Raw genomic sequence first — 13,790 nt, 5'->3', positions numbered from 1 at the left:
CCCATTTCTCGAGCGGCGCTCTTGGCCTCTCGGTTCCTCTCTGCTTTTCGTGTTCCTCTGTGCCTCGGTGGTTCCTTCCTCTCTCCGGAGAGCAGGGACGACCCCCGGGGGACGCGGCACCGGCTCGGATTTCTTCGACGAGGGGCTTGCGCCGTACTTCGATAATGTTAGAAGTAGTGCGTGCCGTCGAAGCTCGACCGTCACGTCGAACAGCTCGCCGCGCTCGGTCACCCGGTGCGGCTCGCGGTGCTGCGCTTCGTGGTGCAGGCCGGGATGGAGGGCGCCCCCGCCGGCGACATCCAGGCGCACGTCGGGCTGGCGGCCTCGACGCTGAGCCACCACCTCAAGCGGCTCGTCGACGCCGGCGTCCTGCGGACGCGCGGTGAAGGGACGTTTCACTACTACAGCGCCGACTACGAGGCGCTCCGCGCGCTGACGGAGTACCTGTGGGAGGACTGCTGCAAGCGCGGCAAGTCGTGCTGCTGAATTTTTTTTTGCCCGTCTATTTCGAAATTTTTGGAAGCAAGTGGAAGGAAGGTGTGCGATGAATGTCCTCAAGCCTCATCTCTCGCTCAACGTCTCCAACATCGACGCGTCGGTCGCGTTCTACGAAAAGGCCTTTGGCGTGCGCGCCACCAAGCGCCGCCCCGGGTATGCGAAGTTCGACCTCGAGGAGCCTTCGTTGAACCTCACCATGCAGGAGGCGCCGCGCACCGGCGTCAACGCGAGCCACTTCGGCGTCCAGGTGGCGAGCACGGCGGACGTGCTCGAGGCCAAGCGGCGCTTCGAGGCCGCGGAGCTCAGGACGTTCACGGAGGAGGACACGGCCTGTTGCTATGCGGTGCAGGACAAGGTCTGGATCGAGGACCCCGACGGCAACTCCTGGGAGGTGTTCGTGGTGAAGGGCGAAGCGGCCGTGATGGGGAGCCAGCCCGCGATTCCCGCGAAGAGCGAGGCCGCGTGCTGCGCGCCGTCGTGCTGCGTCCCGTCCAATTGACATGCGGTGCGTATGGGTTATATACCGGCGCGCGGGGCTTATATCATCGACCGTCCCGCACAATGAGGCGCGGAGGACCTGAAACCCTGAAGCGGCGCGAACGTCTCCCGCCTTTGTCGGCGGGACGACGCCGCGTCGGGAGGTCGGGCCTGCGTCGCTTGAAGAGGAGCAAATGATGGCCAAACGCGATGCGATCTTCCCTGCCGGTCGGCAGGCGCTCTACGAGATCAACCGCTATTCGGCGGCGATCCGCTCGGGCGACCTTCTGTTCGTCTCGGGCCAAGTCGGCAGCCGCGAGGACGGGTCGCCCGAGCCGGTCTTCGAAAAGCAGGTCCAGCTCGCCTTCGACAACCTCGCGGCGGTGCTGAAGGCCGCCGGCTGCACGTTCGACGACGTCGTCGACGTGACGTCGTTCCACACCGACCCGGCCAAGCAGTGGGAGGCGGTCAACGCGGTTCGACTGAAGGCGATCGGGGAGCCGCCCTACCCGAACTGGACCGCGGTGGGCGTGAACTGGCTGGCGGGCTTCGATTTCGAGATCAAGGTCATCGCGCGCATTCCTCAGTCCACCTGATCGATGGCATCACCAAACCAGCCTCGGGATTCGGGGCCGAGCGCCCCGCGCGGCTGGCGCTCTCATGGCTCCTCGCGGCGGGACGCGTCGCGAGGAGCCCCCTCCGTGCCGCCCTTACCGGGAACATGGGCGTTGATCTGAACCGCATGGCGGTGTTCGTGGCCGTGGTCGAGCATCGCTCGTTCACGGCGGCGGCGCAGGCGCTCGGGATGACCAAATCGATGGTCAGCCAGCACGTCCGCCAGCTGGAGACGAGCCTCGGTGTCACCCTGTTGCAGCGCACGACGCGCTCCATGTCGCTGACCGAGGCCGGCGAGATCTACCACGCGACCGCCTCCCGGGTCCTGCGGGACGCGGAGCAGGTGCACGCCCAGCTCCAGAGCTTCAAGCGCGCTCCGTCCGGCGTCCTGCGCGTCACCGCGCCGCTCGACCTCGCGGTGACGACGCTCGTCCCGGCGGCGACCGAGTTCATGCGGCGCTACCCGCGCGTCCAGATCGATCTGGTGACGAGCGACGAGATCCTCGACATGGTCGAGCAGCGCCTCGACATGGCGATCCGCGTCGGCTGGCTCGCCGACTCGAGCCGCCACGCCGTCCCGCTGGGCGGCTTCGCGCAGCTCCTGTGCGGCTCGCCGGCGTACCTCGCGCGGGCGCCCGCGCCCGTGGTGCCGGCCGACCTGGCGAACCTCGACTGGGTCGCCCACGCGGCGTTGCCGAGCCCGAACCGCTGCACCTTCCGCGACGCGCAGGGGAACGAGCAGACCGTGTCGATGCGCCGCCGCGTCGTGGCGAACCACGGGGTGGCCGTGCGTGCGTTCGTGCTCGCCGGGGCCGGGATCGGCTCGCTCCCCGACTACCAGGCGCGGGAGGACCTGCAGGCGGGGCGGCTCGTGCGCGTCCTGCCGAGCCATACGCTCCCGCAGGGCGGCATCTTCGCCGTGGTGCCCTCGCGGCGCGACGCGCCCGCCAAGGTCAGCGAGTTCCTCCGCTTCCTCAAGGCCGAGCTGGGCGACCGGGCGAGGCGGTGAGCGCCTCCGCGCAGCCTCTAGCGCCGGTCACGGCGCCTCGCTGAACGCCGCCTGGGCGCTCAGCTGCAGGATGATCGGGAGGTCGAGGTCACCGTACCTCTCCAGCATCTTTTGCTCGACCTCCTCGGCGCTCGTGCTCGCGACGACGGCGCGGCTGAACTCCTCGATGTATTCGCCCGTCTCGGCGATGGCCGCCGGGCTGTCGTCGCGCGCCGGATCCTTGTGTCCGGCGATCACGGTCTCGAGGGGGAGCGCCGAGAGCTCCTCCAGGGTGGCGAGCCACGCGTCGCGCTGCTCTCGGCCGGAGTCCACGAGCCAGGTATGGACGCCGCTGTACACGGTGTCCCCGGCGATCAGGGCGTTCAGCTCCGGCACGTGGACGGGGAAGCTATGCTCGATGTCGCCCTGCATCGGACCGAGGATGCGGATCTCGTGGCCCTCCAGGTCGAGGGAAGGTTGCGTGGTGGGCTCGGCGTCGACCACCGTGTCGGTGAGGTCGTCCTGGTACACCGGCTTCCACTGCGCGAGATCCTCGGGTCCCTCGGTCTTCATCTCCTCGGCCACGGCCGGTCTGGCGAGGATCTTCGCGTCGGGGAACCGCTGGCGGACGATCTCGAGCCCGAAGTGATGATCCGGATGCCCGTGGGTGATGTACACGGTGGTGAGCCGCTTGCCGGTCTCCTCGATGGCGTCGCAGAGGAGCCGCGCCTGGCTGCGGGTGAACTGCGCGTCCACGAGGATGGCGTCGCGCTCGCCCGAGATCAGGGTGGAGTTGACGTTGAAGCCGGGCTCGTCGGCCGTGAAGACCTGCAAGGAGAGGGGGCCCTTGCCGTCGCCGTCGCTCGCGTCGTCGCTGCTGCACGCGGACACAGACATCGCCTGCGCCGTCAGGAGCGCGGCACTCATCAAGGATTTCATGAGCGTGTTCATGCGGATCGTCTCCAGGTAGCGAGAGGGCGCCGCGGACCGGCATGGCGTCGGCCGAGGCACGAGGTGATGGGAGCGCTCGACCACCATTCCCGCGGGCTCTGCCGGGGGGCCGATCGCGCGCTCCGTCGTTCGACACGTGATGAATAGCCCGCCGAGGACAGGCTGATTAGGCGGCGCGTTGCGCACTGACCGTGTAGCCCGCACGAACAATCAGGGCGCGGCCGCCTCCCCGCGGGGGCGCGGCAGGCCGCGCCGGGCGGCGCCTCGGCGCGACCTGGGCGGGCGTCACGGTCGTGCTCCGTGACCGGAGGGGGTCTCGGCCCGCACGGCTGCCCCGAGCCCGCCGGCGCCGCGTACCCGGGCGCCCGACCCGGCTGGCCGCTCGCAACGGAACGCGGACGTGGCATCGAGGCGCACGCCGACGCGTTCAGGCCCGTCGCTGACTTGCAGAGTTGCGATAGGCTTCCGGTCCAGGGGGCCCGGCGAGGAGGCCACAGCCCTCATGGGGCTGCCCGGCTGCCGGGCGACAGACCAAAGCGAGGAGGAGACGTGAACGCCGACCTTAGCGAGCTCCAGGGCAGCGGCCATCGGGTCCTGGTGATCGATGATGAGGAAGACATTCGAGACACGCTGGATGTCTTCCTCTCCTCGGAGGGGTACGAGGTCGCTACCGCGGAGAGCGGCGAAGCAGCGGTTCAGAAGGCGCAGCGGGAGCCCTTCGACCTCGCGATCACCGATCTGCGGATGCCGGGGATGGGGGGAGACGAGACGGTGGCCGCCTTGAAGCGCCTCAACCCGTACCTGCCGATCATCGTGGTCACGGGCTATGCATCCGATGAGTCCGTCGTGCGCTGCTCGAAGGCGGGAGCCTTCCGGATCGTCAGCAAGCCGGTGCAGCTCGACGCGTTGCTGCTCCTGGTGCAGGCAGCGCTCGGCCGAGCGGGCGCATGAAGAGCATGCCGCCAGCACGGTCCGCCAGCACGGTCGTGCTGGCGAGCTCGGCCAGGTGGCCGACGGCGGCGCTGCGCTGGACGACGCGCGCCCTCGACGGTTGCGGCTGCGCCGGCGGAGACGTGCGCAGACTTTCCGCGTCAATGACCGAAGGGCCACGGCGCAAACGCTCCCGCCGCTCCGCCTCGGCTTCGAGCGCACGGAACCGGCGGTGTCCGCCCCCGGAGCCCCGCGCCCGCCGCCCCCGGTTTCGATTAACATCGGATCTCATGGGTTCTGTTCATCGCTCTGGGAGGATCCGTCTCTGCATGAAGACCGCCCGCGCGCTGGCGCTGGCAACAGGGATGCTCGGCGCCCTGCTCTGCGCCGCGTGCGCGGCCGACCCCGAGGCCGCGCCGCCCGAGATCTCGGTCGGCGCGGTCGACGGCACCGACGCCGTGATCGCCGTCGTGCGCGGCGAGGGCGCGGTCACGCTCTACGTCTGCGGCGGCGCGAGCACCTACGCGACCATGACCCGCTGGTTCGAGGGACCCGAGGACCCGAGCGGCACGTTCTCGATCGAGAGCGCCGGCTGGACGGCGACCGCCGATCCCGGCGGCGAGTCCGGCCGGCTGCGCGCGCCCGACGGCGCGGAGCTCGCCTTCCGCGCGCGCCCCGCGGCGCGGGGCAGCATCGAGGGCCTCTATGCGGCAGACGACGGCGGCTGCCGCACCGGCGCCGTCGTCTTCACCCCGGAAGGCGCCGAGTCGCCCGCGCTCCAGGGCACCTGGTGCGCCGTCGGCGACCGCTTCGCCCAGGTGACGCCGCTCCGCCCGCTCTCCGCGCTCGATCGGCGCGGGATCCAGGTGCAGGTCGAGCTCGACGGCGCACGGAAGAACCTGCTGGTGACGCCGCTCGGGCGACCCTGAGCCTCCTCCGCGCGCCCCGCCGCGCCCCCGCCGCCCTCCCGCTCCGGCGTTGAGTTCCGCTCCCGCCTGATCGACAGTCCGCGTATGGCGGACGCAGCCCGGCCGCGCAGACGGCACCTCGCCGTGCCCGCGTCGCGCTTCCTCGGCCGCGACCGCGAGCTCGCCGCGATCGCCGAGCTCTTCCGCCGCGGCGAGCGGCTCGTGACCGTCTGGGGGCCGGCCGGCATGGGCAAGACGCGGCTCGCCCTGGAGCTCGCCAGCCGCTGGGACGAGGCGCGGCCGGCCGAGGCCGTGTGGCTCTGCGAGCTCACCGCCTGCCGCGACCTGCGCGCCGTCTGCGGCGCGGTCGCGCGCGCGATCGGCGCGCAGGTCGCCGCAGGGCGCCGGGAAGCGACGCTCGTCGAGCGGATCGGCCGCGCCCTCGCGACGGTGGGGCCGGCGCTCGTCGTGCTCGACAACCTGGAGCACGTGCTCGAGCAGGCAGCGCCCGCCCTCGACGCGTGGGTGCGCGCGGCGCCGGAGGTCCGCTTCCTCGCGACGTCGCGCGAGCGCACCCGCTTGCCCGGGGAGATCGGCTGCGAGCTCGGCCCGCTCGAGCTCCCCGCCGAGGGCTCGGCCGAGCGCAGCGCCGCCGTGGCCCTCTTCCTCGACCGCGCCGCGGCCCACCGCGGCGGCGCGCCGGCCGGCGACGAGCGGCTCGCCGACGTCGCCGCCCTGGTGCGGCGGCTCGAGGGCATCCCGCTCGCGATCGAGCTCGCGGCGGCGCGCGAGGGCGTGCTCGGCGTGCGCGGCCTGCTCGCGCGCCTCGGGAGCCGGCTCGACCTGCTCGCGGGCGCGGCGCGCGGCAGGGAGGCGCGGCAGGCGACGATGCGCAGCGCGATCGAGTGGTCGTGGGACCTCCTCGACGACCGCGAGCGACGGGCGCTCGCCTGCTGCTCGGTGTTCCGCGGGCCGTTCTCGCTCGCGGCGGCCGCGGCCGTCCTCGCGGAGCCGGACGCCGCCGCGATCGACCGGATCGAGGCGCTGCGCGACAAGTCGCTGCTCCGCGCGGCGCCCCCGGGGAGCGACGGGGCGACGCGCTTCGCGCTCTACGAGGGGGTGCGGGAGCTCGCCGCCGAGAAGCTCGCCGAGCGCGACGAGCGCGAGGCCGCGGCCGAGCGGCACGCGGCCTTCTACCTGGCCGCCGGCGAGGCCGCCGCCGCGGATTTCGAGCGGCGCGGGGCGCTCGACGCGCTCAACCGCATCGCCGGCGACCTGGAGGAGCTGCTCGCCGTCGCCGAGGGCGCGCTCGCCGCGGCGGCGACGCCGCGCGCCGGCGCCGTCGCCGCGGGCGCGGTCGCCGCGGCGGGGGCGCCGCGCGCCGGGTCCAGCGCCGCGGCCGAGGGAGCGGTCGCCACAGCAGCGCCCCGCGCCGCGGCCGAGCGCGCGCTGCGGGCGCTCTCCGCCATCGAGCCGGTGCTCAGCACCCGCGGCCCGTTCGGCGCGCAGATCGAGCTGCTCGACCGCGCGCTCGCCGCGGCCGAGGCGCTCGCGGCCGATCTGCGCGTCGTGGCCCGCGCGCTCGCGGCGCGGGGGCGCGCGCGGCGGCTGCGGGGGCAGGCGGAGGCGGCGCTCGAGGACCTCGAGCGCGCCCGCGCGCAGGCGGCGGCGCTCGGCGAAGCGACGCTCCTCTCCGGGATCCTCGCGGACCTCGGCGTGCTCCACCACGGCCGGCGCGACATGGAGCGGGCGCGAGACCACTACGAGCAGGCGCTCGCGCTCCACCGCGCCCTCGGCGACCGCCGCGCCGAGGGGCGCGCGCTCGGCAACCTCGGCGCGCTCCACCACGACGAGCGCCGCGAGGCCGAGGCGGCCGCCTACTACGAGCGGGCGATCGCGATCGCGGCGGAGATCGGCGACGGCCGGCAGGAGGGGATCTTCTCGACGAACGCCGGCCTGCTCGAGCAGGAGCGCGGCGCGCCCGCGCTGGCGCGGCGGCGCTACGAGCGCGCGGCCGCGATCCTCGGGGAGGTGGGCGATCTGCGGCTGCTCGCGATCACGCTCGGCAACCTCGGCGCGCTCCACCACGAGGAGGGCCGCCTCGCCGACGCGCGCGCCTGCCACGGCCGCGCCGTGGCGCTGCTCCGCGAGGTGGGGGATCGCCGCTCCGAGGCGATCGCGCTCTGCCGCCTCGGGGCGGCGCTCGCGTCGGTGGGCGAGGTGGACGAGGCGCGGCGCGCGCTCGATCCGGCCGAGCGGCTGCTCGCGCAGCTCGGCGACGAGCCCGACGTGGAGCTCGCGCGGGTGGCGTCGGGCTTCGTCGACCTCGCGCGCGCCCAGGCGGCGCGCCGTGCGGGGCAGGGGGACGAGGCCGCGGCGCACGTGGGCGCGGCGCGGCGCAGGATCGCGCGCGCGCGCGAGGGATCGCCGTCGAGCGCGAGCCGCTCGGACGACGTGCGGCTGCTGCTCCGGATCCTGGAGCGCAGCCTGGCCGCGCTGGGCGACGTGGCCGAGGCGCGGGCGGGGGCCGAGCGCGAGCTCCTCCTGACCGAGGGGGCGCGCTTCGTCCGCCCGCCGGGCAGCGGCTGGCACGATCTGCGCGAGCGCCACGCGGCGCGGCGCCTGCTCCTCGCGCTGGCCGAGCAGCAGCGGTGTGCGCCGGGTCGGGGGCTCTCGCTCGCGGCGCTGAAGGAGGCGGGGTGGCCCGGCGAGCGGATCTTGCCGGAGGCAGCGGCGAACCGGATCTACGTGGCGATGAACCAGCTGCGGAAGCTCGGGATGAAGCCGTGGCTCCGGCGAGACGCGGAGGGGTACTCGCTGGATCCGGCGCTGCCCGTCCACTACGTCGCGGTGGAGCCGGGCGCGAGGGTCGGGGGCGATTCGCGCGGGGGGACGGGCGAGGGCGAGGGCAGGGGCGGGGGGAAGCGGCGGTAGGGGCAGTTGCCGGCTGGACGGCCCCCGGAGAGGGTGATCGTGGGGCGGGGCGGGGTGGGGGCCCCGCCGAACTCGGCAGGGACATGGCGCCGGAGGCGCCATGTCCCTGCCTCAAACATCGGCCCATCCCCCACCCCGCCCCGCCCCACGATCACCCTCTCCGGGGGCCTGCGGATCTCCATGGGCAATGGCCGGGAGGGGGGAGCGCGCGAATCGCTTTAAGAGAGGATTAAGGGGCGCGCCTGCGCTCCGAACGTAGTCTATTGAGCGGAGGTCACGCCATGCGCATCATCCCTTCTGCCCTGATTGTCGTTGCCCCTGCCATGCTGCTCGCGGGCTGCAGCCCGAGCCGTGAGACCGAAGCCGCCGTCGCGTCGAGCGGCGCGCCGGGTGCGGGATCGGTGGGATCCGGCGGGAGCGCGGGCGGCGACGCCGTGGGGAGCGGGGGGGCGGGGGCCGGCGGCGCGCTTCCGGCCGAGGGGGCATGGCACCGGCAGATCTCCGGACCGGATATGGAAGATGCGATGTCCCTCGCGATCGACGGCGGCGCAAACATCATCCTGGCCGGGAGCTCGCGCGGAGCGGCCGACTTCGGCGCGGGCGCCACGCCGCTCGCCGGCTTCGAGGACCTCTTCATCGCCAAGTACGCGGACGACGGCGCCCTGCGCTGGGCACACCGCTTCGGCGGCAGCCTGGTGACGGCCACCGGGATCGCGGTCGACGCAAACGACGGCATCGCCGTCGTCGGCCACGCCTCGGGCGGACCGCTCGAGGCCGGCGACCTCGCGCTGGATGAGCCGGAGCGAGACGACATCTTCGTCCTCGCGCTCGACCGGGGCGGCGCCCCGCGCTGGATGCACCGCCTGGGCGGCGCCGGCTTCGATTTCGGAGGCCGTGTGGCCGTCGGTCCCGGCGATGACGTCATCGTCGCCGCCCAGTCCGGGAGCAGCCTCACCCTCGCGAGGTTCGCCGCCGACGGGGCTGTCCGCTTTGCGACGGACGTGGGACATCTGTCCGGATACGCCTCGTCGTTCGCTCCGATCGGCGGGGTGGCCGTGGACCTGCACGGCGATATCGTCGTCACCGGGAACTTCTCCGGCGGCGCCGACCTTGGCGGGGGCGCCATCGCCGGGCTGAGGGGCGATCAAGCCTGGGTGGCGAAGTACTCGGGCGAGGACGGCGCCCACCTCTGGTCGAGGCACTTCGGCGCGCCCGAGGATCACGGCATGGGCCTCGGCGATAAGGCGCAGACCCTGCTCCTGGACGAGCGCGGCGACGTGCTGATCGCCGGCCAGTTCGCGGTGGGCGCCGATCTCGGGGAGGGGCCGATCGGCGACACGGGCGGCGCGTTCCTCGCGAAGCTCGCCGGCGAGGACGGCGCCGTCCGATGGACGAAGCCGCTCCCGGCCGCCGGCGTCGTCTCGACCAGCCTCTCGTTCACCCCCGACGGCCGGGTCGCGCTCATCGCCTCGCTCAGGGCGCCCTTCGACCTCGGCGGCGGCAGGGTGGACGAGCGGGGAAGCTACATTGCCACCTACGAGCCAAGCACTGGCGCGTTCGTCGCGCAGCGGCGGATCGTCGAGATCGGCACGATGATCAGCGACACGCAAAACGGGTTCTTCGGTATGGGCGCCTCCGCGATCGACGCGAAAGGGAACCTAGCGATCGTGACGAGCTTCTACGAAGAAGCGCAGACCGGCTTCGGCGCCCTGAAGAGCGAAGGCTGGGGCGACATCCTCCTCGCGCACCTTCCGCTCTGAGGCGGAGTGCGGTCATCAAGCTTCCTCTCCTCCTCCCGCCTCCCTCCTCTCCGCCGCCTCATGCGCCAGCGCCCCCGCATGGATGGCCCTCACCTCGTCGATCGTGCTGGCCTCCCCCGCCGCCTTGTCAGGCCGGTACCGCTTCACCCGCGCGAACCGCAGCGCGACCCCCCCCGGGTACTGCGGGCTCGCCTGCACCCCGTCGAACGCAATCTCGACGACGAGCTCCGGCCGCACATACACCGTGTACGCGTCGCGCGTGATCTCGAGCTCGAGCAGCCGCTGCGTCTGCCACGCGAGCATCTCGTCGGTCATGCCCTTGAACGTCTTGCCGAGCATCACGAACCCGCCGGCGCCGGGATCGCGCGCGCCGAGGTGCAGGTTGCTGAGCAGCCCCCGGCGCCTGCCGCTGCCCCACTCGACCGCGAGCACGACGAGGTCGAGGGTGTGCGCCCGCTTCACCTTGAGCCACGAGCTGCCGCGCCGGCCGGCCTCGTAGGGCGCGGCGAGCGACTTCGCCATCACCCCCTCGTGGCCGCGGGCGAGCGCGTCGGCGAAGAACACCTCGGCCTCGGCCTCCGTCGGCAGCTCGATGCGCGGGACGCGCAGCGACCGGTCGAGCGCCTGCCGGAGCGCGGCGGCCCGCTCGCTGCCGGACCGATCGAGCAGGTCCTCGCCGTCGAGGTGCAGCACGTCGAAGAACAGGGCGCGGAGCGGCAGCTCGGCGCGCAGCGCGGCCACGTCGAGCGTGCGGCCGAAGCGGCGCATCGTGACCTGGAACGGGTGGGGCGCCCCGTCCGCGCGGAAGGCGATCGCCTCGCCGTCGAGCACGATCGAGCGGACCGGGAGCGCCCGCACCGCCTCGACGACCTCCGGGACCGCCTTGGTGACGGAGTTCAGGCTGCGGCTGAAGACGCGCACCTCGTCGCCGGCCTTGTGCACCTGCACGCGCGCGCCGTCGAGCTTCCACTCCAGCGCCGCCGCGCGGAGCTCGCCGAGCGCCGAGGCGACGTCGTCGGCCGCCTGCGCCAGCATCGGCTGCACCGGGCGGAGCAGCTGCAGCGAGAAGCGCTGGAGGCCGGGCGCCCCCTCGAGCAGCGCGGCCTTGGCGACCTCGGCCGCGTCGCCGGCCAGCATCACCGCGCGCCGCAGCGAGGCCGGCGGCAACCCCGCGGCGCGCGCCACCGCCTCGATCATGACCGCCTCGAGCGCGCCCTGGCGGAGCTCGCCGACGAGCAGCCGCGCGAAGAAGTCGCGCTCGAGCTCGGTGGCGCGCGCGAAGAGCCCGCCGAGCGCCGCGCGGCGCTGCGCCGCCGACCCCGAGCCCGAGGTGCGCGCGATCTCCGTGAACACCGCGTCGGCCTCCCCCAGGGTGAGCGCGGGCTCGACGGCGGACGGACCGGCGCGGCGGGCGTCGGTGACCATCGCGGGCCCGAGCCCGATCCGGCCCTGACGCAGCCGCCCGGCCAGCCAGTCGACGCCGATCCGCACCTCCTCGGGCGAGAGGCGGCGCAAGAGATCGGCGAGCGCACCGATCTTTTCGAGACGGCTGGAGGTGGTGGCGACACGATCGGAAGTGGCGACGAGATCGGAAACGAGCACGCAGGTATCCTACCCTGGCATCTCGAGGGCGCACGCTCGAGGGGTCCTATGATGAGGCCGCCGCGGTGTGTCCCTTGCTACGGAACCGAGAAACCGAGCTGAGGAACCGAGCCGAGGAACTCCGCAGGATCAGACCTGACCCACGGGCGCCAAGAGCTCTCCGCATGGGCTGAGAGGGAGCCTACCAAACGGTGTAAGGCCGCGGGGCAGAAAAGCGCTCTTGCGTGCCGGATTCGCGGCCGTTCTCCTTTGCGGCCACTTACGGAGAATGGTGACGAATTATCAGGCTATCTTGGGTGGCGCGAACGACGAAAGACACCCGAGCTGACGGCGGCGCCGGCGCCGCCGCGCGCCCGAGCCGACGGCGCGGCCGCGCCAACGATTCAGCACGCAGACACGTAAGCGGGGGAGGGGAGTGTCTCCGTCGCTCCGGTGCCCGCACCGTGAGCCGGCGAAGGTGCTGCCCACCTTACCAAGATCCGGTGTGCCGCTCGTGGCGAGTCGCCGGGCGCGAAGCGCGCGACGCGCCCGCGCCGCCCCGGCGTGGAGGGCCGCGCGGAGCCGCCCCGCGACTCCCGAGCACGCCGCGCGAGGGCCCCGCGAGAGGGCCCGGCCGCGTCCGCCCTCCGACGGCGAGATCGCTCCGTTTAGTTGACCTCCGCCGCCGGCCTTGATACCGGGTTGGGCGTCAGCGCGCCGTGGGCAGGTGAACACGGCGGGCGGGCGCAGTTTTCCTCAACCACAGCTCAGGAATACCGCCCTCCGCTGCAAGGCCGCCGATTTTCTGGGGCTTTGAAGGCAGCTGGCCTGGTTTTTGCGCAGCACCTCTCCGGCAGTTTGACTGGAACGGGAGGCGCTGGCGTGGCGTTGGTGTCCTCACGACAAGGTGACGGAGGTTCTTCGATGGTGGAGCGGCAAGTCCGGAGGCGGGTCGGCGTCGTGATGGGCGGCTCGTCGGGCGAGCGCGAGGTGTCCCTGCGCTCGGGCGCGGCCGTCGCCGAGGCGCTCGAGGCGCGCGGGTACGATGTCGTCCGGATCACGCTCGGGGACCGGTTCGGCACGGAGCTCTGCGCCACGCTGCAGCGCGCGCGGCTCGACGCGGCCTTCCTGGCCCTGCACGGGCGGCTCGGTGAGGACGGGTGCGTGCAAGGCGTCCTGGAGCTCGCCCAGATCCCGTACACCGGGTCGAGCGTGCTCGCGAGCGCCCTCGCGATGGACAAGCTCAAGGCCAAGGAGATGTTCCGGCTGCACAACGTGCCGACGCCTCCCTACTACACTGTGGGTGCGCACCAGGAGCTCGACGAGCTCGAGGCGATCCACGGCTCGTTCGGGTTCCCGGTCATCGTCAAGCCGCGCGGCGAGGGGTCGAGCCTCGGGGTGACCAAGGCCGGGTCGCTCGAGGAGCTCCGGTCGGCGCTCGCCCTGGCGTTCGAGTTCGACGACGCCGCCATCGTGGAGCGGTTCGTGTCGGGGACCGAGGTCAACGTGGGGATCCTGGACGGGAAGGTCCTTGGCGCGATCGAGATCGTGCCGAAGAAGGGACTTTACGACTACGAGGCCAAGTACACGCCGGGGATGACCGAGTATCACATGCCGGCGCGCCTCCCGCCGACCCGGTACCGCGGGGTCCTGAACCTGGCGGAGCGGGCGGCGCAGGCGCTCGGGTGCACCGGCGCGGTGCGCGTGGACCTGCTCGTGACCGGCGGAGAGAACGAGTACGTGCTCGAGGTGAACACCCTGCCGGGCATGACCACGACGAGCCTCCTGCCGAAGATCGCGGCGGCCGCAGGCTACGAGTTCGGCGACCTGTGCGAGGCGATCCTGGCGAGCGCGCGGCTGCACCAGCCGGTGCGGCGCCGCGCGCCCGCGGCCTCGGAGCTCCGGTTGAGCGAGCGGGGACAGGCCGAGAAGCGGCTGCGGCTCGTGAAGTCGGCGATCTGAGGGCGGGTGCCCCGCACGGGGCTGAAGGCGGGCGTCCGGCACGGGCGCCCGGCAGCGCCTGGCACCGACCTCATGCCATTGCCCTCAGGGGCAGATCAGCGCGAATTCTGAATCGCAGGTCCGTTCGCAGGGGCCGCATCGCGCGTGATGTGTCGATTCCCGATCACGGAAGCGTTGTTGTCGACG

General features: G+C 72.9%; 11 protein-coding genes. 9 read left to right on the top strand and 2 right to left on the bottom strand.

Annotated elements, in window-relative coordinates; all coding sequences use genetic code 11:
* The first annotated feature begins 180 nt into the window (after positions 1-180).
* The 4 genes from WMF33_RS38970 to WMF33_RS38955 all read left to right on the top strand — a co-directional run bounded on the left by WMF33_RS38970 (position 181) and on the right by WMF33_RS38955 (position 2,599).
* Positions 181-486, top strand: a complete 306-nt coding sequence (locus tag WMF33_RS38970; protein WP_020739955.1) for an ArsR/SmtB family transcription factor — start codon at positions 181-183, stop codon at positions 484-486.
* 58 nt (positions 487-544) lie between these two features.
* Positions 545-997, top strand: a complete 453-nt coding sequence (locus WMF33_RS38965; protein WP_437333356.1) for an ArsI/CadI family heavy metal resistance metalloenzyme — start codon at positions 545-547, stop codon at positions 995-997.
* Positions 998-1,172: 175 nt separating this feature from the next.
* Positions 1,173-1,571 carry a RidA family protein gene (locus WMF33_RS38960; RefSeq protein ID WP_020739951.1) on the top strand — a complete coding sequence of 133 codons (399 nt, stop codon included), beginning with the start codon at positions 1,173-1,175 and terminating at the stop codon, positions 1,569-1,571.
* Between the two features lie 125 nt (positions 1,572-1,696).
* Entirely contained in the window at positions 1,697-2,599 is a 903-nt protein-coding gene (locus WMF33_RS38955) for a LysR family transcriptional regulator (protein WP_437333355.1), read from the top strand.
* 27 nt (positions 2,600-2,626) lie between these two features.
* Here WMF33_RS38955 and WMF33_RS38950 read toward each other — a convergent pair whose 3' ends face one another.
* Positions 2,627-3,517, bottom strand: coding sequence for an MBL fold metallo-hydrolase (locus tag WMF33_RS38950; protein ID WP_437333354.1), 891 nt, complete (start codon positions 3,515-3,517; stop codon positions 2,627-2,629).
* A 561-nt stretch (positions 3,518-4,078) separates the two neighbouring features.
* Here WMF33_RS38950 and WMF33_RS38945 point away from each other — a divergent pair.
* The 4 genes from WMF33_RS38945 to WMF33_RS38930 all read left to right on the top strand — a co-directional run bounded on the left by WMF33_RS38945 (position 4,079) and on the right by WMF33_RS38930 (position 10,061).
* A complete protein-coding gene (locus tag WMF33_RS38945) occupies positions 4,079-4,480 on the top strand; it encodes a response regulator (RefSeq protein ID WP_437333353.1) in 402 nt (133 codons plus the stop codon).
* Positions 4,481-4,788: 308 nt separating this feature from the next.
* Positions 4,789-5,388 carry a hypothetical protein gene (locus WMF33_RS38940; RefSeq protein WP_437333352.1) on the top strand — a complete coding sequence of 200 codons (600 nt, stop codon included), beginning with the start codon at positions 4,789-4,791 and terminating at the stop codon, positions 5,386-5,388.
* Positions 5,389-5,472: 84 nt separating this feature from the next.
* Positions 5,473-8,301 (top strand): ATP-binding protein, encoded by a 2,829-nt coding sequence (locus tag WMF33_RS38935; protein ID WP_437333351.1) that lies wholly within the window; start codon positions 5,473-5,475, stop codon positions 8,299-8,301.
* A 524-nt stretch (positions 8,302-8,825) separates the two neighbouring features.
* Positions 8,826-10,061, top strand: coding sequence for a hypothetical protein (locus WMF33_RS38930; protein WP_437333350.1), 1,236 nt, complete (start codon positions 8,826-8,828; stop codon positions 10,059-10,061).
* 15 nt (positions 10,062-10,076) lie between these two features.
* On the opposite strand, the gene WMF33_RS38925 is transcribed toward WMF33_RS38930, so the two are convergent.
* On the bottom strand, positions 10,077-11,663 hold the full coding sequence (locus WMF33_RS38925) for an ATP-dependent DNA ligase (RefSeq protein WP_437333349.1): 1,587 nt from the start codon (positions 11,661-11,663) through the stop codon (positions 10,077-10,079).
* A gap of 903 nt (positions 11,664-12,566) precedes the next feature.
* On the opposite strand from WMF33_RS38925, the gene WMF33_RS38920 reads away from it, so the two are divergent.
* Complete coding sequence (locus tag WMF33_RS38920) at positions 12,567-13,604, top strand: D-alanine--D-alanine ligase (protein ID WP_437333348.1); 1,038 nt, start codon at positions 12,567-12,569, stop codon at positions 13,602-13,604.
* The last annotated feature ends 186 nt before the right edge of the window (positions 13,605-13,790 follow it).

The organism is Sorangium sp. So ce394, assembly GCF_051474665.1.
GTDB lineage: Bacteria > Myxococcota_A > Polyangia > Polyangiales > Polyangiaceae > Sorangium > Sorangium cellulosum_D.
Note: the sequence above shows the minus strand (reverse complement) of the source record. Positions and strands in the feature narration are given on the sequence as shown.

Coding starts and splice junctions, on each gene's coding strand:
- WMF33_RS38965 (WP_437333356.1), top strand. CDS start 545: ATGAATGTCCTCAAGCCTCATCTCTCGCTCAACGTCTCCAACATCGAC.
- WMF33_RS38960 (WP_020739951.1), top strand. CDS start 1,173: ATGGCCAAACGCGATGCGATCTTCCCTGCCGGTCGGCAGGCGCTCTAC.
- WMF33_RS38955 (WP_437333355.1), top strand. CDS start 1,697: ATGGGCGTTGATCTGAACCGCATGGCGGTGTTCGTGGCCGTGGTCGAG.
- WMF33_RS38950 (WP_437333354.1), bottom strand. CDS start 3,517: ATGAAATCCTTGATGAGTGCCGCGCTCCTGACGGCGCAGGCGATGTCT.
- WMF33_RS38940 (WP_437333352.1), top strand. CDS start 4,789: ATGAAGACCGCCCGCGCGCTGGCGCTGGCAACAGGGATGCTCGGCGCC.
- WMF33_RS38935 (WP_437333351.1), top strand. CDS start 5,473: ATGGCGGACGCAGCCCGGCCGCGCAGACGGCACCTCGCCGTGCCCGCG.
- WMF33_RS38930 (WP_437333350.1), top strand. CDS start 8,826: ATGTCCCTCGCGATCGACGGCGGCGCAAACATCATCCTGGCCGGGAGC.
- WMF33_RS38920 (WP_437333348.1), top strand. CDS start 12,567: ATGGTGGAGCGGCAAGTCCGGAGGCGGGTCGGCGTCGTGATGGGCGGC.